Below are 20,940 nucleotides of genomic sequence, written 5' to 3'. Positions count from 1 at the left end.
GCGAACACACGTGTAACCCGCCGCAGACAGAGCGGCTGGCGGCGCTGTAGCGGCCACAACTGAAACAGCGATCGAAAACGCTGCCGTGCACCGGTAGCAGACCGCCTCATCGGTGTCGATGCGTATGTGCGGGTCAAGCGAGTGCACGACACACACCCGGCCCATCCGGTCGTGCAGGCCGCGCACAGTCGCCGGTCACCTGAGGTGTCGGTGAGGTGTAGTGCGTAGTCGTGGCAGCCGTCGCAGACCGGCAACTCGATCACGCAGCCCTCGCATACCGGCTGCTCCTCGACCCTCGGCCGTTGTCCGGCTGGGGGTCCGGTTTACCGCACACGCGGTCTCATCGAGTTCGGGTATAGCAGAACACTTTTCGTAGAAGCGAAAGGAACACCGGGCACGAGCGGGATATCGCTGGTGGCCAAGGGTCGGGGTTGCCTCAGCCGTGGGCGGTGTGCACGGTCTCCAACTAGGGCGTGGGCCAGGTACGGTCGCGACCAGGAGCGCGCCGACTGCGCGGGAGAGCCAGGGAGAGTGGATACGCCCAGGAGGGGATTGTGGGCGCATCCACCCTCGCGCCGCGGCGCCCGCTGAGGCAGTGGGCACCAGCGGACGGGGCAGCATCGGGTTCGACCGACGGAAACGAAAATGTACGTGACCCCCGCCGACCCCGACCCCTGCACGCAGCCTAACTGGCCTGACACGGCTTGCGCGTCAATACATCCCACAGTCACGGGGGACCAACGGCGCCCCAGACCGGGCGGGTCCGGTCGCGGTGGGTCAGGGTGATGTGTGGAACCACCATCTCGGCCGAGACCGGTGCGTGGGTCAGGGGTGTCGGTACCGGCACACGTCCAGAGACTGGTGGGTGTGGTGCACGGGTGGGATCGGTCATGGTCACGTCGGATCTGGTGCGGGCGAGGGTATTCGTGGTGGGCAGTCGGCGTCGGTGTCGGCGATCGGGGCGGCGGTGAGGGTGATGTGTGTGGTGCGGTCGGGTATCCCGGGTGTGTGGATGCGCACGTGGATTTCGGCCGATAGTGCTGCGGCGGTGGCGGTTTCGGCCTGCCACTGTTCGAAGCGGGTCTCGTCGAGGGCTGGCAGGTTGTCGTGGATCCACGCCACCAGTTCGGTCGAATTGCCGATCATGAGGGCCCGCAGCGTCCGGTGTGCGGGTCCTGGTCGTAGACCGCGACCGGGGCGGCGCGCCCAGGGCGTACTCGGCTACCGCTTGGGCCAGCACACCCTGGCGCCCGCCGCCGCTCCCGCGGCCGGCCACGATCACCCGGCGCCCGCCTGGTTCTGGTTCGGCGGGTGCCGGCTGCCAGCTGATACCGGTCGGCAAGCGGCCGTAGATGTCAGTGTTCCAACGGATCCGGTGGATGCTGTCACCAGGCACGGCGATGCCGGTCGGCTGGAACGTCATGATGCACATGCGAGGTCCTGCATTTCCGCCAGCAGCCCCGCGTAGTCGGGGCGCGCACGAACCCAGGCGGTGAAGGCATCCCATTCCCAGCCGCGGTGGTGGATGATGTCGGTGACGCGCAGCCCGCGGGTGTACTCGACCGATGCCTGGGCGAAGCCGAGAGCGGCCTGAACCTGTTGGGCATCCAGGGAACTGGCGAATACCCGCAGCTCAAAAGTGTGCTCGGGGTTGGCGTTGACCGCCACACTACGTCGGGCCTCGGCTGCGGGCTCGCGTTCGCCCTTGGCGTGGGCTGCGGCCCGAGCACGGGATTGCCTGCTGAATTCGGCCCATTCCGGGCTGGAGCGGCGCGCCAGAGCGGTGACCGGGAATTGGTTGCGGTAGACGAATTTCAGCCACCGGAAGGTGTGGGCGGGACCGCTGAACCCTGTGCGGGACAGGTGGATGTGCAGGCCGACGCTTGTATCGGTTTTGCAGTCCAGTCCGTGTAGTTTGTCCAACAGTGGCCAGGGGAAGTGGCGTAGGGCGTAGTGGTAGCTCATCGGGTGGGTGACCAGTTCGAATCCGCACGGTTTGATGGAGTCGTCCTGCTTGAGGTACGCCAGGTCTACGAGATGCTCGATGGCCGTGTCCACAGCGTCGTAGAAGTCGTTATGTGTGGTGATGATCTCGAGTTCCAGCCCGAGGAACAGCGGGCCGTTGCCATGGAATCGTGGGGTGGGCTTTTCGTCGTAGTCGAGTACGTCGGGATGAGTTGGCGCGTGATCTTCGGCGCAGTCGCTGCAATAGGTTTCATCCTTGAGAACGAGGACGGTGCAGTCGTCACATTCACGGTAGTGCTCGGATCTGCAGTCACTGCACACCTCATCGCCGCTGTCGACCGAGAACCGGTCAGCGGCGTGGCGACCGCAGTAGTCGCAGGAGGAATAGTCCTCGGCGCACGATTCGCAGACATCGCCGAGGTCGACGACCGCTGTCGCGGCCGGGGTGTAGGCGTCGCAATCGTGACAGCGCGACCACCCGATAAGGCATTCACTGCAACGCAGGTCGTCATGGATGGTGGGTTGCACCTGGTTTGTGAGCAGCGAGCACCGATCGCACGGAGTACGGGTGTCGGCGCAGTCGTTGCATACACGGTCGCCTTCGACGGTCGTGATGAGCTGATCCGCGGTGAGAGGATCTGAACAGTCCTCACACTGCGGTACCAGCAGCACGGATGCGGGCATGATTCGGTCACTGACCTTTCACGAGGGAAACTTGACGAGGTGGACCCGCCGCTCATCTCGGGGCACGAGGCAGGCGCGAGGCAGGCCCGTCGCTGGTGGGTGATAAAGCGGGCGGGCCACCGGTGAGTCGCCGTACGACGTTGTTGACGGCGCTCTCGGGGGAGTGTTGCGGCGCGGCGCGGCCCGACGCCATGTCGCGTCGAGTCGCAGTGGCAATGAGTTGGCCTACAGCACCTTTGAGTCGCTCGCTGCGTTCGCGACTGCGGCGTGCGCTGTGGCAGTGGGCAGCGCGCGAGCATCGTCGACGAGGTGACCAGTGCCGATGTGGGGTTCGACGAAACCATCGCCACAGTGGTTCAGGGTGAGTGTGCCGCGCGCCCGCTTGCCGTCGCCGAAGTCGATGACGTTGTCGCGGATGCGGTCCGCTAGGGCAAGCCCCCACGATCGGGATCGGATACGTGATGGTCGACGGTGGTTGGGGTGCGACAACCGGTCGGCATTCGACCGCGCGCAGTTCGGGACCAGGGCGGCTCGCCCACGTGCCGGATCGTCGTGTCGCCAGCTTGTCGGTCTCGGTGGTGGTGTCCTCACGCTGGCGCAGCGAGCCGGATCGAGCTGGCCGAGGGCACTCTCGCCGATCAGCCAGTGGAGGCGCTCAGTGGCAGCCGGGGCGAGGGGTGTGGCTTCTCGGTACTCGACTGCCGAACCGACGGGATACACAGCGCGCGACCGCAGTTGGTTGCGTCGCGATTGGGTCGGATGACTATTCGAGGGCTGGCTCGGAGCCGGGTGGAGATGGCCCGGGACCCGAGATCTGCCCGGGGGCGGGGTCGATGTGCGGGGCGCTGGTGGGCCAGTGGGGGTCGCCTCGGGGGAAGGCAGCTTGGAGGGTCGAGGCGATGTCGAACGGGTCGGTCGCCCGCCGGTTCGGGTGGGTGCGGGTGCGTGCACGATCGCCGGTCTCGATCTCGGTGAACGCCCCGTCGATCATCGCGGTGAAGTGGGCGCTGACAGCGGAAGAGACACTGCGGGAGCGGAATTGGATGGCTTCGATGGGGGCCTGCCTGAACAGCCGCTCGTGGCCTTGGGCCGCGATGAATGCTTCGCGGGCTCCGCGTGGGAGCAGGTTCTGCCAGGCGTCGTTGTTGTCGAGGAACATGCGGCGGATGTCGGCGCCGTGGTACTCGAGGGGCGGATCTGCGGCGGCGATAGGGCGGTTGAGGATCTGCCAGTAGGCGTAATGCTGGCCGGTGTCGGGTTCGCCGTAGACACGAGCGTCCGGAAGGATCACCGCGAACTCCCGGAATCGGCGGTTGAAGGCGTCGGGGTCGAGTTCGGGTCGCGCGATGGGCACGACGGTGACGCGGTGCTGCAATTCGGCGGCTTTGAGCGCGGCGTTCCACATCGCAATCTGTTCCCCGGCCGACATCGGATTGAGTTCGGGGGCGGCGGCGCGGTTGCGGTCGTCGCAAAAGGGAACGAGACCAGGCGGTGGCTGGAAGGGTTCGGCCGGGACCTGGTCGGGATCGAAGACGCCGATTGTGACGTGCTTATAGTGTCGGAGCATGTCCACGACTGCGTCCATGTGCCAGGCGGTCACGACCTGGTAGCGGCCGAATGTCACTGCCGGCAACGTCGAGTACGAATCGAGGACCGGCGGGAACAGCACGGATTCGAACTCGGCGCGGGCGATGGCCAACGACGAGCGCATCCCCGGATCCATCCGGACAGCGAGGCTATCGTGGATCCTCAGCCATGCCTGGCTTTCCTCCAGCGTCAGACCCAACTCACGGACCGCCTTGACCAGCCCGCGAGTGGACAAGGTGTCGGGCCGCAGCGGCGACAGCCGCAATGGCGGCGGATCGTGGCGCCACCCACCGGTGGGCAGGCGATGGCGGCGCGCAACGTCAGTGGTGTCGGTGCCGCGATGCACCGAAACGGTCGAGACGGCGGGGTCGGTATCGGCCCAGTCGGCGACGTCGAGGACGCCTGCGCGGCACTGGTCGAGCAGGTTATCGCCGCGGTAGGTGCCGCCGTCGAGCCGATCTCGAGACAGTTGGTCAGCTTCCAGCTCGGCCAGACGGCTTGCCCCGGACGAGGCTGCGTCCAACGCAACTTCGACGGTGTAGGCCGGGCCATCGCGTGCCGCGGCGAATTTGTGTGCCACCCGCGCGGCGAACCGCGCCGATCCGGTCTCGTCGTCGACGATGACGCCGGCACCGATGCCGTGCAGATAGTCCAGCGCCATGTCCAGCCATCGGTGAGCATCTCCGGAGGTAGTGGCCATGACGAGCTCTGGTGGGAGCTGCAGATATTCGGGATAGAACGGCCGCAGGTCCTCGATACCGACAATCATCAGCGGCGCTACCCGGTCGCGCTTCTTCAGTAGCCGCGCGAGGGTCGGCGTCCCGGAACCGGGCTCGCCGACAACGATGGTGACACGTGGCTGGGGGTGTGTGAACACGTCGGCGAACAGGACGGGGACGATGTAGTCATCGAAGATCTGCCGGGCGCGATCATCTGGTAGCAGCGATGATTCCGATGGCCCCGAACTGCTGGTCATCTTCAGCGTCTGGCTGTCAGCGCCCGGTAGTCATCGGCGTACTGCCCATCGAGTACGGCGCGAACGGCCGCGGTGTCGCTGGGGTCGTCCAGCAAAGCTCGCATGCGGAGACAGTCCTGCAACTTGAGCTTGCACGCCCGATCCTCGGCGGCTCGAGGGGCGAAATGCGCCACGAGCGCGGCCACGATCGACACTGCGACCTTGTGGGCGGCGACCTCGTCCCCCGGGATCGTGTTACTACCCATCAGATCTCCCGTACAGATCCGCCCACGCAGCGACAGGTGGGCCTGCAGACGAGGCTACGCCCACGGTAGGACAGGAATTGCGCGCGCTGGAGCAGTGTTCGGGTTCTCCGTGCCACCAGATGCCGAACGAGCGGTTCAGGGGTGCGTCCCCGCACCGTGCCGCGACGCCCCGCGGGACCCGCCGAATTCGATGGCGTGCCAGTGGAATCCTTGACAGCCGGTGTGGATGTCGGCCTGCGCCGGTCTGGGGGACATGATTAGTAGCGGCCCGATTTCCGATGGTCCGCTACTAATCGGCGGGCCGATTGTGTCGGTGCGAGCTGCGATCCTGTCACAGAACAGCATGGAGGTGATGGATGTGTTTGGTGCGGATCGGCTCGCCGATTTCGGTGATTTCGCGGGAGGTGGGGCGCGGTCGGGGTGGGCGGGTGAGAAGGAATTGTTTCGGCGGTGGCTGGAGGGCAGTATGTTCGCCCGCCGGTCGCAGGAAACATATTTGGAGCGCACCGGGGCCTTTCTTGGGTGGTTGGAGTCGGTTCGTCCGGCCTATATGGACGCGTTGATTTCCGAGTCTGGTCGTGACGAGGCGGTGGCTGCGTATGTGGGGCAGTTGCGGCGTCCGTCGACGGTGAACGTCACGTTGGCGGCGTTGGCGTCGTATTACACCTGGCTGGGGTTGGGGGAGGTCGGTGTTTCCGCGGTGCGTGTGGATCGCGGGATACCGCCGACGTTGACGCCGCTGCAGCGCAGCCGAACCTTGGATGTGGCGGCGTTGCGGTCGCGCCGCGATAATGCGCTGTTCGTGATGGGCCTGGCTGGGGGTCTTCGGGAGTCGGAGTTGGCGGCGTTGGAGGTGGACGATGTGGTGTTGAGTGCGCACTCGGGATCGGTGCGGGCGCCGGGGCCGGATGACCAGGACCGCGTCGTGGGGTTGCAGGAGAGCGCGCGCAGGGTGCAGCTGACGTGGTTCGCGGAACGGCAACGGGTGCTGGGGAACAGGCGTCGTCGAGCGTTCTTTCTGCGGACGAGTTTGGACGGGCCACTCTCATCGCGGCGCATCGATGAGATCGTTCGGTCGATCGGGGCGGAGGCGGGGGTGCTGAATCTGTCACCTGGGGTGCTTCGCAACACCTTTGAGCGGGACTTGGTGAACGAAGGCAGGGAGTTGTCGGAGGTGGCGTATCTGATGGGGCAGGCGAAGCCGGACCGGGAACGGGTCCGGGCGCTGCGTGGGATCGGCGCTGGCGGTGCTCGAGCCACCGGCGGGAGAACGGCGCGACCTGTGAACACTCCCGGGGTGATCGGGGAGCAGCTACGGATCGACTTCTGAGACCGGCCCGCCGATGTGGGTGTCTGCGATCGATTCGGCCACGCGTTGTCGATGCTTTGGCGTGATCGAGTGGACCGTGAGCGATCTTTGTGCCGGGCCTGTTGCAGCTGTGCCGGGTCTGGTCATCAACGGCCGAAGCCGAGTAGCCGTTGGCCTGCAGCATGAGCGTCGCAGTGCCGTGGCGGCAGTGCGCACTCACCGCAGGGTCAGTCCTGCGGTGAGTTGATGGTGGGCAGGTCGAAGAGGGCGAGGGCGCGGACGGCACGCTTGAAGCGACGGCGCTCGGCACGGTGTGGTCGGCCTCGCTCATGTAGATGGGGTGGACTTGTGCCAGTCGGAGGCGGTGTGCTGGGCCTCGATGGAGTCGGGGCGGCCTACGCGCAGCCGCAGGTCATCACGAAATACATTTGATCGCAACTACACTCGTCAGTAGTGTCGATGCACTGACTCCGAGGACTCTGTTGGGGTGGATCGATGGAAGCCAATCACTTGCCCGCTCAGAGCGGGAGGCAATCTGTGCTGCGGTTCGGGACTGCCGACGTTGGCCTGTACCCGATCGGAATAGTCCCTCCGGCGGTTCGAAAGCCGACGGCCGGGTGGGTCATGGGGGGAGTGGTATCCCTCATGCTGTTGATTGCGGGCCTGATGATTGGTTCGCTCGGGTTAGCGGCTTTGTCCGAACAGCGCGATGCGAGTCGGGAGATTGCAGTGTTCGTAGTGATGATGTTCGCGACGTTCGGGATGCCGGCGCTGCTGGCGTTCGGGATTGCGATCCGGCGGGCACAGTGGAATCGACGGATCACTCGGGCGGAGCGGTCCGCGTATTCGGGGTAGGTGACCTGCGCCCAGCAGGAGACGGCGTCCGGGACGCCTTCGAAGTCCAAGATCAGCGCGCGGCAGCCGAGCGCGCGAACCTGTTGGGGCGCGATGGAATTCGTCAGACTGGTCTCGCCTGGTGTGGGGATCGCCGAGCACCAGTGCCGCTACGGTGAAGTGCCGCAGCGCCAGCGAAGCGGCACGGCTGTACTGGCCGATCAAGGACGGCGGCGGTGCCGTTCCGGGGAGTGCGTGAGTTCGGCGGAGATGCGGTCGCCGCGCGGCGGCCCCCCGATCACCGACGTTCGTGCCCGTGTAGCGGCTCTTCGTCGGCGAGGGTGCGCAGTTCTTCGTCGGTGGCGAGATGGATCGGCTGTATGTGCAGTCCGGTTTGGGCGGCGGTGTCGCGCAGTCCGTGGTGCCAGGCGCGGTCGCTGACCCGGAGCTCGCACGGGCCGGGCCGAGCGAGCAGGAAACCGACGGAACCGTCTGGGGCGCAGGCGGACAGGGTTTCGGTGCAGATCCGCATCACGTTCAGCAGGTCGACGGAGTCGGGCCAGGTCGGCAGTGGCTCGATGGTGGGCAACACCGGGACGGATCGGCCGTCGGGGGCGAGGAACAGGCACCAGAGGCTGCGGTGGGTGAAGGCGTAGTTGGCCATCCGCGCGGACCACAACAGGCGCAGGTCCTCCGGGGTACGGACAGGTGGTGCCTGCTTGGGTGGCAGGAGTTGGGGGACTTCGTCGGCGTTCATCGAACCGTGGTCCTTTCATCGGGATTCGGGGTTCCTCAGTGGCAGTGGCCCTTCTGAGGTGGAGGGAGGTTCACTGGTCGCCGATGGGGCTGTGTCGGTGGTGTGCCAGACGCGGACCTCGATAGTGAGGGTGACGACGTGGCCGGGCAGCTCTTCGTCCATCCGGTCGATCCAGAACGTGGCTATGGAGGTGGTGGGCCCTTCGGTGAGGCTCACCAACTCGATCCGCCGGTTGGCGTGCATTCTGGATGTGCCGGTGTAGAGGACGGTTCCGTTGGCGTCGTAGCGGTCTTCGCGCGCTTCCACGTGCCGACGGCCCACCTGACATATGCGAATATCGCCATATCATATTGCTTACCGCGGGCGTCGCTCAGCGCTTGGGTTCTTGCCATGGAAGTTGTGCCGCTTGGCGCTGGGCGCCGCGGATCCCGCTGTGGCCTGGGTGGGGCGCCGAAGTGGGGGTTGGTCATCGGATCGGTGGGAGGCGGACCGCGTCCGCGGGTACCCACTGGCGCAGCGTGACCATGGTGACGCGGTTGACGGTGGCCAGGTCGACGGCTATTTCGGCGAGCCATATCAGGTTGTTTCTGCCGAATCGGAAACGTGCCCAGCTGTATTGGACGGCGTCGATCCATTCCTCGCCCAGGCGCGGGTCCAGGGAGGCGGCGTTCTCGCCGATCGTGGGGGGATTGGTCCGCGGTGGCTGCTGGGGCAGGGGCGGCCAGATGCGGCGTGGATCCACGAGCACGCGTCGGGGTCGATCGAATCGGCGCACGCCCGTGTGGTTGTCGGTCATCCGGTTTGGGTGCGCGGCAGCACGGTCACGGTCGCAGCGGTGGTCCGGTGGGTCCAGGTGGCGCGGTCGCCGGGGCCGCCGGCCAAGACCAGGTGATGGATGCGGGGGCGGAGGGCGCGGCCGCGGATCTCGATGTCGAGGTGGATCTCGCGCAGTCGGCCGCGGCCGGGGCCCAGTCCGGTGTAGCCGGCTACGCGGGTATGCAGCTCGAGGTGTGGGCGCGCCCAGCCGGGGTCGGTGATGATGAGCACGGCGCCGTGCTGGCGCACTCGGGCGGTGATCGCCCGGACCCGTGAGGGCGGCGCGGATCCGGGGATATCGAGGACGACCACGCTTACTCCGTCGACCAGGATCGAGACCACGGCGAGGGGGTCGGGCCCGGGATCGGGGATATGGGCGAGCCTGGCGAGGTCGCCATCCATTTCGGAGTAGGCGAGCAGACCGGCGCGGGGGTTCCCGACCAGTGCCGCGTGCGCCCCGGTCTGAGTGGCCGCGGCGAGCACGCCGAGCAGCAGCGCACCGCCACCGCGGCAGCTGACAACGCTGCCGCAGGGTAAGCCGCCGCCGGGCAGGATCTCACCGAGCGCGCCGGGCAGCGGAAGGATTTCGGGGGGCTCGGCGTGCGCCTCGCGGTGTGAGGCGGGTGCCGATGGGGTTGCTGTGCGGGTGCCGATGCGACCGGGTATGGCGGCGATGCGGGCGCGCAGCACTTCCAGTTGCTGGGCGCGGGTGAGCTCGGCCAGCGGCGCTGCGCGCTGCGTGCCTACCTCCTGAGACCCATCTTGCTCGAACATATGTTCGTATAATGACATGGTCGGGCCGCCGCGTCGATAGCGGTCCTGTATCGATCGCTGGTGATGTGCTGAAGCAGGAGGTGGTATCGGTGTGCTGCCCGCGGCGATCGGCGAGAGCGTTGCGGGAGGGCGCCTCCGGTTGCCGAAGGACCGGACGCGATGTCGTCCAATAGAATCGGATCACCGGCTGAATTCGAATGTGTCCATACCTACACGTGTTTTGCGGCAACTATTCTGGGTGCGGGGCGGATCCACGACCGTCTTGAAGGTTCGCGCTTATTGACGCACGGTACATCGCTCCGCCGCGTGCCAATTCAACCGCGTGAGCGCTCGGTACCCTCACCACCGCAGCGGGGATCAGCGCGTCGACGTGTGGGGCCCGGACCCGGATCAGGACAGAAGGTGTCGGTAAGAGCCTGTCTGGACTGGTAGACGGGCTGACCAGCGATCGCACGCTGGAGGGGCGGCGGGCGAGAGTAAGAGCACCTCGTCGCGTAGGAGCGGCAGTAAGCGGTCGAAGTTGGAGGACAGCACGCCTTCGCCGAAGTCGGGCAACGGGGGTGCATTCGGCGACCGCGGTAGGTCAGCGGGATGGTGGTGGCTTCGCCGACAGCATGGCGCGCGAAGTCATCTGCGCGATGTCCGGCCAGCTGATCCCGGCTGGCGGTGTCTGGTCCGATGATGGCCTTCGGTTCTTGCCGAGGAAGTCATATCGCCTGGCGCTGAAGTCCGATCGGTTATCGAAGATGTCGCGCGACATCTCGGCGAGTTCCTCGGCCAGGATCGCGTCGAGTGGTTTGCTGGCGCGGTCGGCGGCGAGTCGGTCCTGTTTGGCATTCACGACGCGGGTCCAGCGGGTCTCATCGCGGTAGGTGTGGACGAGGTCGTCGAGCCAAGGATCGAAGTCGGTGTCGGGGCCGACAGCGTCGATGAGCCTTATGTCGGCAGCGTAGGCGGTGTCGACCGGGAGGCGGTCGGCGAGCAGCTTGCGTGCGAGGCTCGGCCCGACCCGGCGGGGCAGGGTGTAGGTGCTCAGCTCTGAGCCGGTGAGCCCGAGGTTGGCGTAGTGCGGGTTGAGCAGGATCCGGCTGCGAGCAACGACGACATCGGCAGCGAGCGCGAGCATGACGCCGCCGGCGCCGACGGAGCCGGTGAGGGCTGCGATGGTGACCAGATGGGCCGTGCTTTGAAGCAGTATGCTGCAGACTTCGTTGATGGCGTGAAGATTTTCCCATGCCTCTATGGCGGGGTGGTCGGCGTATTCGATTGCGCCGAGGTGGATTCCGTTGGACCAGTGGGGGTTATCGGTTCCCCGGAGTACGAGAACTTTGATGGGGTGGCGGGCGGCGGCGCGGATGGTCGCGGCGAGGCGACGGCAGAAATTGGTGTCGAACGCGCCGTTGTAGCTATCGATGGTGATTGTGCCGACGTCGCCGTGGGTCTGCAACCGGATATCGTGCCCATTGGCGCTGGGGGCTTTTGCAATGGCGAGCGGGGACAATCCGAGTTTGCTCAGTACCGTGAGCGCGGGTCCTTTGCAGGCCGCGTCGGCGGGTCGGAGGTGTCCGATCCACATTGTCGCGCCTGTGCCGCAGGCGATTTCGATGGCGTGATGGCGGCGGCTGATGATCGTTCCTGGTTGGGTGCGGGGCTGGACTCGTTGCCCGGGGTGGGCGTCGAAGATGTGGACGAGTCGGCCCGCGAGGGTGGTGCGCACGCCGGGGGAGCCGTCGGCGGCGCGGATGCGTGCAAGGATGGTGTCGGGGTCATCGGCCCAGTCGAAAGCGCGGTCGCGTTGGCGCATCGGTGATCGGGTGCGGGCGTGCGGTATCGGTCGCGGCGCCCGGTTCTGGTCGAGCGGGGTGAATACGGGATCGCGGGCTCGATCAGCGGCCTGCAGGATGCATTCGACCGCGGCGTCCGCGACGGCAGTGGAGTACAGCGCGCTCTTGGTGATCCGATCGGGGACGGGAAACTCGCGCCAGGCCCAGATGGGCCCTGCGTCGAGTTCGTCGGTGGCGCCGAGGGCGGTGACACCCCAGCGTGGCTCCCCCTCGGTGAGAGCCCAGTCCAGGGAGTGGGGGCCGCGGTCGGCTATCGGTCCGGGGTGCACGATGATGGTGGTCCAGCGGCTCGTGATGTGCTGCGGCACTCGTATTTTGAGGTACGGGCAAATGATGAGGTCGAAATCGGCGGTGTCGACAGCGGTCTGTATATCCGCTTCGTTGGTTACGACCGCGGTGCGCACGGTCCGGCCGGTGCGTTGCAGGACCAGTGCGGCTCGCTGAGTCAGCCCATTGTCGGCGCTGGTGAGCAATAGGATTCGCTGGACCATTTGATTCGGCCTTTCTCGGCACTGTGCTCGTGCACAGGTATGCGGCGAACCACGAATGGAAGTAGCACGGCCGTTACGGATTTCGACAGCGATCAGACCTCACTGTCGGGAGAGGTTTATCAGTCCGCTGCAGTGGCAGATTCAGCATTCAACTCCGAGTACACGCCGTCAAGACTTCAGTCGCACCCCGTTTGTGAGTGCGAGAATCGGGAAGCACCCAGCTCGGGTGGTTCCCGGCGTCTTTTTGTGCGCGGATGGAATAATGCAGAATGCCGCCACGAACTCGAGCTGCGGCGGACCGAAAAAGCTTCTGGTACTGCGCAGGTTCAGTCAGCCACTCGGAGCGCTCGGTGTCGGTGCTGCGCGCCTGTCAGGCGCCTGCGAAGTTGGTAAGCCTATTCGACTGGTGGTGGTGGCCCGGGCCGTCCGATGAACACCCCGGTCCGCTCGTCCGGACCGTTGGTGATGGCCGAGTCAAACGTGCCGTACTCGGCAGTCCCGTATGGACTCCAGCGTGTCTATGCCTGACCGCTGTGCGGACTGCGGGTGAATGGGCGACAAGAATAGGTTGCGGGCCAGCTATGTTCGCGCGATCGTGGCCGTTAGCGTCACGGTGCCCGACGTTGCCGTTCCGTTGCGGGAGAGCAGCGGCGTCCCTCGCCGGGCCATGCCCGCCGGCACCATGAATGCTCGGGACTCCGCTGGCTGGACGGGCGTCAGCATGTACAGCCGCCAGGGCCGCAGGTCTGGGAATTCCTGATTGATGGTGTGCCTGTACATCTGGGTCGTGGTGTCGGTTTCGAGGTCACGGATCATGATGGTCTTCGAGGCCACCTCATCTACGGGTAGTCGTGTGTCCCAGAAGCGCTGAAAGTCCTCGACCTGGCTGAGTTCCTTGCGGAAGTCTTCGAACCGCTTGCGGGTGAGCAAACCCGGCCAGAGGCAGCTGGCCGCACCGACCTGCAGCACGGCCTCCTGCTCCCAATACTGCCGCGGCAGAATTTGGTGGGCGATTTCATCGGTCAGCATCCACAGGACGAGGTTTCCGAGCTGGCAGGCGCCTGGGTAGGCCCGGTCGAATGCGTCGTTCGCGGCGAGAATGTCGAACGTGACCGGCAGCAGAAGGCACGCGGGTGTGCTGATCGCGTCCAGCATCGCCAGGTCATGGGGTTCGGGGACCAGCTTCACTCCGGCAAGGATTTTGGCTCTCACTACATCTGGCTGAGAAGCCAGTGCTACCAAATGTTCTCGAGCCAGCGGGAAAACACCGAGGGCTTCAGCGACTTTGTCCAAATAGGCGATGGTGAATGTTCGGACGCCACGTTCCATCTTTTCGAGATGGGGGATCGAAATGTCGACTGCTGCAGATAGATCTCTTCGCGACATTCGTGCCTTACGGCGGAAGTCGGCGATAACCCATCCGATGTCTGCGCACGATTCGTCGTCCGAATCATCGTCATGGTCCCACGGCATCGCGATCACTACCGTCCCGGACGCCGGTTGCAGAGTTGATGCCGCGGTGTCGAGCGGCTGCATATCATGATCATGGCCACGACCTTGATAGAACCGCGGGTGTATCAGCGGTGCAGGGCCACAGTTGCTCCGGCGAGGTCGTGGCGACGCAGCACTGCTGGCGCACGACGTCCAGGCAGTCGCGCCCCTGCAGATCGGTCAGGTGCTGACGGTCGGACACCGCCACCGCGTCGGCGCTGCAGTGATGCACCTGCGCCAGAAGGTGTTCGATCGGATCGGTGATCTCGCCGGTCCACGGCTGTAGGCGCAGCATTGTGACCATCCGCCACCGGTGCCGGTCAGCTGTTGCCCACAGCGCCTTCTCCTGCGCCTCGGCGACTGCGCGCGCGAGCTCACGATTCCGAAGAGCGTGCCGATCTGTGCGCAGCAGACCGATAACGATCGGGCGCATGCGCTGGGTCGCCAGCGCACTCAACGGCAACGGTCCTCGTGCCGCACACGCGGACCGGATTGGCTCGACTGCCTGCGCGTCACAGGGACCGCTGTGGATGGGCGTACGACATCCGTCGGTTCTGTCGGCGAGTAGTGCGCTGGCGGAAGGCGTATGGCGCCTGGTATCGGAGATCATGCCAGCACCGTCGCGTTGAGCGTGGTGAGGAGCATGTCCATGTCGGCCGCTGGGAGCCGCAGAGCGAGATGTCCATCGGGCCGGATCAGACACAGCGTGTCGTCGCCCGGCTGGCCGTAGCGGTCGTGGACGTCGTTGTCGTCTGCAATGAGAGCACCAGCCGGTGCGGTCGCCCGAATATCGGGCGACGTGATCACAGCAGTGCGCAGCAGATCGCGGTAAGGCGCGGCGGCCTCGGCGACATCAGCGGCCACTGTGGAGCCTGGGCGCCGCTGGAGCACCAGCAGGGTGTAGCCGAAATGGCCCAGCAGATCGTGCACGCTCATCGCCGAGGTGATGGGCACGTCCGGCGCGCGATCCCCGGCGGTGAGACCGCCGAGGCATATCAAGCCCGGCGGCTGGGCGATGATGTCGCGGTAGTGGTAGGTCAAGCCCGCAATCCGGGCGGCGGCCTGGTAATGGAATTCGGGCTGCCGGATGATCTCCAGACGAGCTTCGATGGAATCACCGTGCGCCATCATGATCAGATGCAGCATGTGGCTGGCCTCGCCCACCTGTGCGGCGATCGGGAGTCGCTCCTCCTCGTAGGTGTCGAGGAGCGCTTCCGGGGCGCGACCGGTGGCCACGGCCGCCAGTTTCCAGCCGAGGTTGAATGCGTCTTGAATGCAGGTGTTCATCCCCATCCCGGCTGCGGGGCTATGGATATGCGCGGCATCGCCGGCGAGGAGGATCCGTCCGCGGCGATAGCCGCTCGCAGTGCGCCGCCAGATGTCGAACTCGGTGCACCACTTGGGAACGCCGAGGACCGCATCGGGCAACCAGGAGGAGACCACCGGTTGGAACGCCTCGCGCGCGGCGCCAGGGTCGGGTTGGGCTTGGGCCCTGGGAGCGTCGTTCATGTCGCTGATCAGCACGCGGTAGGCGGACGGCAGCGCGGTCGTGAGCAGCATGTAGTCGGGGTCGATCCAATAGTCGATCCAAGCCTCGCTGCCGGGGTAAGGATTCACCACCTCGACGTCCATCATCCGAAACCGCATCCCGGCATAGCAGGTGCCCTCGAAATCGAACCCGATCTGGGTACGGACGGTGCTGTTCAGCCCGTCGCATCCCACTAGCCAGTCGGGATGAATTCTCTCCCGACCACTACCTCTGTTGTTGTTGTGGTGCAGGACGGCGGTGATCCGGCCGTCGGCGTCTGTCGAGATGGACTCCAGTTCGGTATCCCACTCGATCGTGCCGCCGAGTGAGGCGAGCTGCTCTCGCAGCACAGCCTCGGTGTCGTTCTGCTCGACGATGAGGATGTGAGGGAACGGGGTCTCCAACACGCCGAAGTCCAGGTACTCGACGGTGTCCTCGCCGCGGAAGTGGAACGCCATGCCTCGGTGCTGCTTGCCGATAGCAAGGAAAGGATCGATACACCTGCTGCGCGCGAACCCCTCCGCCGTCCTGGGCTGGATCGTGAAAGAGCGGGAGGTGAGGGCGGGGCCGGGCCTCTTGTCGATGACACGGCACTGCACCCCGCGAGACCATAATTCGATGGCGAGGGTCAATCCAGTGGGGCCAGCACCCACGATAAGAAGCTGATCACGCGAAATGACGGATTGAGACATGGAATTCCTTCGTGCCGGACTCCCGGGATCGAACGTCGCCTGGTCGTCGAAAGTAAATGGGCTGTACGACGTCGATGCTGGCGCGTTTCCCCTGGTCGAGATGGCCTTGTCCTGACGACACGACTGTCACATAGTCCCAGGCTATTTGAAATAGGCGAACACCCACGCGCTACCCAGAAAGCCACCTACCGATTACCCACCCATCCGTCATGAATTCTGCCCAATACCTGGCAGTTTGCTCCGCGGCGAGACGAGCGAAGGCGCCGAAAATTCATGGATCCGGGGCGGCGGGCCGCACAGATCACTGCCTGTGCACGCGGGCGTACATGGGTGGAAATGGGCAGTGGGCATCGAGGACCGGTGGGTGAATTCCTACGCTGTGTGTTGCATCGTGGTGACGAAAGAGGAGATGTGGTCCGCCACGGACCGGGCCGCCCGCACGAGACTCTGATCCCAAGCCGTCGAGGAGCAGACCATGGCCTGTCCCCGCAGATCAGCGCTGCAATCGTTGACTCAACGGCCGCTGATCAGTGCGAGGGGAATATATTTACGCCCCCGCTGAGTGCCGAAACTCGCTCGGATGCCCCCGACCTCGTAGTGGGGCATGCACCGTGTCCCTCGGTTAGGTCGCCGGAGATGAACCGATCCGCCGCCTACGGCCGCCTGGCCGCTATCCACGGCGCCGAGCACTGAGGTGCCCGACTGGGCGCGGCGTGCTAACCGGCGCCGGAGGGAGCTTGTGGTTCTCGGGAATGTATTCGTGGACATGCTCCCGCGACGGAATGCCCATTTTGGAGAGTATCGACGCAACCTGTTTGTCGACGGTCTTCGGGGATGTGGTGCGGTGGCGGGCAATTTGGTTATTGGTTTGACCTTCCGCGACAAGAAGTGCGACTTCCTTCTCTGCCGGGCTCAAACTGTCCCAGGGTGCCGCTGTCGGATCGGTGGCAGTCCCAGAGGGTGCGGGTGCGAGGGATATTTCGCCCAATGCAAGCCGATGCACGTCGAAGGTGCTCGGCCGGAGTTGCTGGGCACCTCGGTTCATCTGTGCGATGAAGGTGACGTCGCCGAGTACTTGGCGGGCGGTCTTGATCGCCTCAAGACATTCCACCGCGAAAGTGCCCATGCTGCCGATATCGACGCCCAAGCTGGATCGGAGGGTTTTGGCGCCGCCGGCGAGGTGGGCGATTTCGGTCGCGACTCGCTCACGGTCGGTGGTGCCGGCTTTGATGACCGCCGCCAGTGCCCAGCAGCGTAGTTCGACCGACCACGCCGCGCCCCACTGATCGCCGACGTCCATTTGGTGCGCGAGCGTGCCCCGCAGGACCTCTGTCGCCTGCGCGGGATCACCATGCTTGATCAACGTAACGGCCCACGCCAGCAAGCTCCAGGATGTCGCCCACGACGCTCCCGACTCGCGAGCGCGCTCCACTGTGGCACAGGAGATCCCGCTGGCGCGCTCGCCGGTCGTGTCGAGCAAAGCGGCAGCCATACCCGCGAACATCCCGGCGAAGACGGCAGCGCCATGGTCGTTACTCTCGTGGAATTTTCGACATGCCCGTTGCAGCACGTCGACAGCCAGGGGATTTTGGGCAGACATGAACATCTGTGTGCCCCACGCCAAATCGAGGATGGCGGGCAGTCCCTCGACAGTTGCGGAATTGTTCTGCCAGTCAGTGCCATCCGATATGCAGGTGGTGATGCAGTCCTCGAGTAGCCGCGTGGCATCCTCGGATTGGCCCTGCCGTATGGCCAACCACGCGATCGCCGACCTGGCTACGAGCTGCAAGTCGCTGGGCTGCGGCGTCAGCGTCTCACTCGCGTCCAGACACTGCTCGGTCCAGTCGCGGATCTCGCGGATCGAACCGCGTACGAAGGGCACCCGCAACTGAATCAGGCCGACGCAGATCTCCAAACCAGCGCGGGCCTCGCCGGGGGTGGTGATGCTGGTCTCGATCGCACTGACGATGTTGTCCCAGGCTGCCCTGGCGCGGTCCAGCAGTTCCCGCTCGGCCGGGCTGAACCAACGGCGCGAGGCGTCGACAACTTTGTCCCGGTAGTAGTACAGGTGTCGGCGGGCCAGGCGAGTTCGTTCGTCGGGACCGCGCTGTGTGAGCCGGTCCCGCGCGAACAGCCGCAGACTCTCCACCACCGAATACCACACGGCGCTGCTGGTGATGTGGATCGTGACAAGGGACTTGTCCACGAGCCGTTCCAGGAGCCCTTCGATCTCGTGCCTCGGCAGCGTCTGCCCGTCCGCACCGGTCTGCTCGTCACCGCAGACAGCTTCGATCGCCTCGATGTCCGCACCCTCCCCTGTGGTTCTGGCCGTGTCGCCCTCGGTGTCGCCCCCCGCAGCAAAAACCGACAACCGTTCGAACAGAAGCCGTTCCTCGGCGTCACACAGGTCATAGGACCAGGCGATGACGTTGGTAACCCCACGATGGCGCTCGTCGGCTCCCGAACCTGGCCCAGACATCCACCGCATCCGCCTGTCGTCTGCGCGTCCGGTGACCTCCGCACGCAGACCCATCAGCGACTGGTGCCGCAGCCTCGCTGCCGCCAACCGGATGAACAGAGGATTACAGCCGACGTGGGCGCAGATTTCGGCAACAACGCCTTCATCGCCTGGGTCGATCGTGGCACAGCCGGTGAGTTCTGCACGCTGCTTGAACAGGGTCAGGGCGTCGGCTTCGCGCAGCTGGCGCACCGGGATCAGGCGCTCGTCGATCCATCCGGTCGGGCTGCGGCTGGTAGCCAGGACGATCAGCCCCGGGACGGCGTCGAGGAGAGCGGGAATCAGAAGCCCCAAACCGGCGAGCACATGTTCGCAGTTGTCCAGCACGAGGACAACGGGCCGAGCGCGCCCCGACTTGTCTGTTTGGTCGAGTGCGGCAACCAGCGCGTCCCACGTATTTCGCTTCGAGTAGTCGGCCTTGATCACCGTGGACGCGGTTTCTCGCTCCACTGCCGCGTAGTCCGAATCCACGGGTAGTCGAGCCAGCCGCACCCAGTGCACCTGAACACCGCGGGTCCTGGCGTCGCGGGCAGCCTCGGCGGCCAAACAGCTCTTCCCGATGCCTCCCGGACCGACCAGGGTGATCATCCGATCCGATCCGGCCCTCAGCAGACTACTGATGAGGGCCAAGTCCTCTGCACGCCCGACGATGCTCTGGCCTTGTGCGGGTACCACACTCCCCACCCCAGGTTTGTTCACACAGTGACTATAACGCGAAGAGGCCGAGCGGTATTCAAACAAATTCTCACCGGCCCCACCCGCGCCGCGAGTGGGTAGTTCATGGTGGCGCATGGGTGGCGCATGGGTAGTCACCCATTCCCGTAGGTTCCTATGGGTATACATACCGCCGGGAGATCCACGGAACGAATCATTCGATTCCGTGCCCGGCGCTGCCCGAACGACTCGAAAAGCGCACCACTCTGGACGTTCTCGGCGCCGGTCGGCACGCGTTCTTTCCCTGGTGAGCTGCTGTCGACGGCTATCGCGATTGGATCGAAAGCGAATTGTCGCATGGGTGGGTGGCTTTTGGGTAGGTCACCTATTTCGGCAGTGCCTATGGGTATGGCACAGTGCAGTTCGGCTGCCGGAACAGAATTGCATTTGATTTCGCGCAGGCAACGAGACGAATGCCGGGCCTGTGCGCGCTTGGGGGCGCTGTCTAAAAGGGGAGTTATATTGAGTTGTCCTGTCCTTCATGGGTCTCCTGTCGACACGAACGACGACCGCTTTCCTCTCTACGGCGAGGAGTTCACCCGCGATCCGCGCGCGGCGTATGAGGTGCTGCGCGGCCGGTACGGGACGCTGGCACCGGTCGAGTTGGCCAAAGGCGTGCCAGCCACTCTCGTGCTCGATTACGCCACCGCTGTGCGAATCCTCCACGACCCCGAGCACTTTCCCGTCGATCCGCGTCCCTGGCAGCAGACCGTCCCCGATGACTGTCCTCTGCGGCCCATGATGGAGTGGTATCCCGCCGCGCGGTACACCGACGGGTACGAGCACGCCCGATATCGGCAGGCCTCCGCCGCCGCCATCGACGAAGTCGACCTGCACGCGATGCATGCCACGGTCGAAAACCTCGCCACTCCACTGGTCGAGAGATGGATCACAGCAGGTAGCGCCGACCTGGCGAGCCAGTACGTATTCCCGCTCGTGTTCGCTGTGCTCAACCAGGCAATCGGTTGTCCGGCCGAAATCGGGCAGCGGGTCGCCGCCGGGATGGCTGCACGGTTCGACAGCACCGCTTCGTCGGGGCAGGGCATGGACATGCTCACCGGAGCACTAACCGAATTGGTGCACCTCAAGCGAGCTCAGCCCGGCGACGACATGACCACGCGGCTGATGAACCATCGCGACAACCTCGACGAACGCGAAGTCGTCGCTCAGCTGATGAGCTTCTACGGCGCCGGAATCGAGCCGCAACGCAACCTGATCCTGAACACCCTGCACCTGATGCTCATCGATGACCGATTCGGCGGCGGCCTGCTCAGCGGAAGCCTGTCCACCCGCGACGCACTCGACGAGGTGCTGTTCAACGACCCGCCAATGGCCAACTTCTGCACCACCTACCCGCGCCAGCCGACCCTGATCGACACCACCTGGCTGCCCGCGCACCAGCCGGTCGTCATCAGCATCGCCGCCTGCAACAGCGCTCCCATCACCAACGGCGATCGCACCGGCAACCGGTCACATCTCGCGTTCAGCACCGGGACACACACCTGCCCCGCCCGACCAATGGCGTACCAGGTCGCGGAGGACGCGATCGATTACCTGCTCGACCTGGCTCCCGACATCAGGCTGGCCGTGCCCGCTGACGAGTTGGAGTGGCGGCCAGGCCCATTTCACCGTGCGCTCACGGCGTTACCGGTCGTGTTCCCCGCGCCAAACCGATCAGGCATGCCCCAGCGGAGTTCCTAACCGACGAGAAGGTG

The 20,940-nt window shown here is 65.3% G+C and carries 16 protein-coding genes; 3 read left to right on the top strand and 13 right to left on the bottom strand.

All coding sequences use genetic code 11. From position 1 onward, the window contains the following. Positions 1 to 894: 894 nt before the first annotated feature. From AB0H61_RS37075 to AB0H61_RS37060, 4 genes are all read right to left on the bottom strand, one after another. Positions 895 to 1,146, bottom strand: coding sequence for a hypothetical protein (locus tag AB0H61_RS37075; RefSeq protein WP_357313128.1), 252 nt, complete (start codon positions 1,144 to 1,146; stop codon positions 895 to 897). Positions 1,147 to 1,419: 273 nt separating this feature from the next. After that, complete coding sequence (locus AB0H61_RS37070) at positions 1,420 to 2,493, bottom strand: hypothetical protein (RefSeq protein WP_357313125.1); 1,074 nt, start codon at positions 2,491 to 2,493, stop codon at positions 1,420 to 1,422. Positions 2,494 to 3,412: 919 nt separating this feature from the next. After that, positions 3,413 to 5,212 carry a zeta toxin family protein gene (locus tag AB0H61_RS37065; protein ID WP_357313122.1) on the bottom strand — a complete coding sequence of 600 codons (1,800 nt, stop codon included), beginning with the start codon at positions 5,210 to 5,212 and terminating at the stop codon, positions 3,413 to 3,415. A gap of 2 nt (positions 5,213 to 5,214) precedes the next feature. Further along, positions 5,215 to 5,457, bottom strand: a complete 243-nt coding sequence (locus AB0H61_RS37060) for a hypothetical protein (RefSeq protein ID WP_357313120.1) — start codon at positions 5,455 to 5,457, stop codon at positions 5,215 to 5,217. Between the two features lie 352 nt (positions 5,458 to 5,809). Between AB0H61_RS37060 and AB0H61_RS37055 the strand changes: the two genes are divergently transcribed. Next, the gene (locus tag AB0H61_RS37055) at positions 5,810 to 6,787 is read left to right on the top strand and encodes a site-specific integrase (RefSeq protein ID WP_357313118.1); all 978 of its coding nucleotides are present in this window, start codon (positions 5,810 to 5,812) and stop codon (positions 6,785 to 6,787) included. Positions 6,788 to 7,411: 624 nt separating this feature from the next. Continuing rightward, on the top strand, positions 7,412 to 7,621 hold the full coding sequence (locus AB0H61_RS37050) for a hypothetical protein (protein WP_357313116.1): 210 nt from the start codon (positions 7,412 to 7,414) through the stop codon (positions 7,619 to 7,621). A gap of 277 nt (positions 7,622 to 7,898) precedes the next feature. Here AB0H61_RS37050 and AB0H61_RS37045 read toward each other — a convergent pair whose 3' ends face one another. From AB0H61_RS37045 to AB0H61_RS37005, 9 genes are all read right to left on the bottom strand, one after another. After that, positions 7,899 to 8,357, bottom strand: coding sequence for a hypothetical protein (locus AB0H61_RS37045; protein WP_357313114.1), 459 nt, complete (start codon positions 8,355 to 8,357; stop codon positions 7,899 to 7,901). Positions 8,358 to 8,372: 15 nt separating this feature from the next. Beyond that, on the bottom strand, positions 8,373 to 8,663 hold the full coding sequence (locus tag AB0H61_RS37040; RefSeq protein ID WP_357313112.1) for a hypothetical protein: 291 nt from the start codon (positions 8,661 to 8,663) through the stop codon (positions 8,373 to 8,375). Positions 8,664 to 8,823: 160 nt separating this feature from the next. Further along, entirely contained in the window at positions 8,824 to 9,153 is a 330-nt protein-coding gene (locus AB0H61_RS37035; protein WP_357313109.1) for a hypothetical protein, read from the bottom strand. Further along, the gene (locus AB0H61_RS37030; RefSeq protein ID WP_357313107.1) at positions 9,150 to 9,947 is read right to left on the bottom strand and encodes a hypothetical protein; all 798 of its coding nucleotides are present in this window, start codon (positions 9,945 to 9,947) and stop codon (positions 9,150 to 9,152) included. Before AB0H61_RS37030 ends, AB0H61_RS37035 begins: the two co-directional genes overlap by 4 nt. Before the next feature lie 583 nt (positions 9,948 to 10,530). After that, positions 10,531 to 12,282 (bottom strand): enoyl-CoA hydratase-related protein, encoded by a 1,752-nt coding sequence (locus tag AB0H61_RS37025; protein WP_357313104.1) that lies wholly within the window; start codon positions 12,280 to 12,282, stop codon positions 10,531 to 10,533. 579 nt (positions 12,283 to 12,861) lie between these two features. Beyond that, complete coding sequence (locus AB0H61_RS37020; protein ID WP_357313102.1) at positions 12,862 to 13,818, bottom strand: helix-turn-helix domain-containing protein; 957 nt, start codon at positions 13,816 to 13,818, stop codon at positions 12,862 to 12,864. 7 nt (positions 13,819 to 13,825) lie between these two features. Continuing rightward, the gene (locus tag AB0H61_RS37015) at positions 13,826 to 14,230 is read right to left on the bottom strand and encodes a hypothetical protein (RefSeq protein WP_357313099.1); all 405 of its coding nucleotides are present in this window, start codon (positions 14,228 to 14,230) and stop codon (positions 13,826 to 13,828) included. A 149-nt stretch (positions 14,231 to 14,379) separates the two neighbouring features. Beyond that, complete coding sequence (locus AB0H61_RS37010) at positions 14,380 to 15,993, bottom strand: FAD-dependent monooxygenase (RefSeq protein ID WP_357313097.1); 1,614 nt, start codon at positions 15,991 to 15,993, stop codon at positions 14,380 to 14,382. A 670-nt stretch (positions 15,994 to 16,663) separates the two neighbouring features. Next, positions 16,664 to 19,303 carry a LuxR C-terminal-related transcriptional regulator gene (locus AB0H61_RS37005; protein ID WP_357313159.1) on the bottom strand — a complete coding sequence of 880 codons (2,640 nt, stop codon included), beginning with the start codon at positions 19,301 to 19,303 and terminating at the stop codon, positions 16,664 to 16,666. 384 nt (positions 19,304 to 19,687) lie between these two features. Here AB0H61_RS37005 and AB0H61_RS37000 point away from each other — a divergent pair, with 384 nt between their 5' ends. Then, positions 19,688 to 20,926, top strand: coding sequence for a cytochrome P450 (locus tag AB0H61_RS37000; RefSeq protein ID WP_357313094.1), 1,239 nt, complete (start codon positions 19,688 to 19,690; stop codon positions 20,924 to 20,926). Positions 20,927 to 20,940: the final 14 nt, after the last annotated feature.

Origin of the sequence: Nocardia sp. NPDC050710, assembly GCF_040654375.1 — a bacterium.
Lineage (GTDB): Bacteria > Actinomycetota > Actinomycetes > Mycobacteriales > Mycobacteriaceae > Nocardia.
This window is presented reverse-complemented; position numbering and strand designations above follow the sequence as displayed.

Bases quoted from the DNA above. Each gene is read 5' to 3' on its own strand.
- AB0H61_RS37075 (WP_357313128.1), bottom strand. From the start codon at position 1,146: ATGATCGGCAATTCGACCGAACTGGTGGCGTGGATCCACGACAACCTG.
- AB0H61_RS37065 (WP_357313122.1), bottom strand. From the start codon at position 5,212: ATGACCAGCAGTTCGGGGCCATCGGAATCATCGCTGCTACCAGATGAT.
- AB0H61_RS37060 (WP_357313120.1), bottom strand. From the start codon at position 5,457: ATGGGTAGTAACACGATCCCGGGGGACGAGGTCGCCGCCCACAAGGTC.
- AB0H61_RS37055 (WP_357313118.1), top strand. From the start codon at position 5,810: ATGGATGTGTTTGGTGCGGATCGGCTCGCCGATTTCGGTGATTTCGCG.
- AB0H61_RS37050 (WP_357313116.1), top strand. From the start codon at position 7,412: ATGCTGTTGATTGCGGGCCTGATGATTGGTTCGCTCGGGTTAGCGGCT.
- AB0H61_RS37045 (WP_357313114.1), bottom strand. From the start codon at position 8,357: ATGAACGCCGACGAAGTCCCCCAACTCCTGCCACCCAAGCAGGCACCA.
- AB0H61_RS37035 (WP_357313109.1), bottom strand. From the start codon at position 9,153: ATGACCGACAACCACACGGGCGTGCGCCGATTCGATCGACCCCGACGC.
- AB0H61_RS37030 (WP_357313107.1), bottom strand. From the start codon at position 9,947: ATGTTCGAGCAAGATGGGTCTCAGGAGGTAGGCACGCAGCGCGCAGCG.
- AB0H61_RS37025 (WP_357313104.1), bottom strand. From the start codon at position 12,282: ATGGTCCAGCGAATCCTATTGCTCACCAGCGCCGACAATGGGCTGACT.
- AB0H61_RS37020 (WP_357313102.1), bottom strand. From the start codon at position 13,818: ATGCAGCCGCTCGACACCGCGGCATCAACTCTGCAACCGGCGTCCGGG.
- AB0H61_RS37010 (WP_357313097.1), bottom strand. From the start codon at position 15,993: ATGTCTCAATCCGTCATTTCGCGTGATCAGCTTCTTATCGTGGGTGCT.
- AB0H61_RS37005 (WP_357313159.1), bottom strand. From the start codon at position 19,303: ATGCGCCACCATGAACTACCCACTCGCGGCGCGGGTGGGGCCGGTGAG.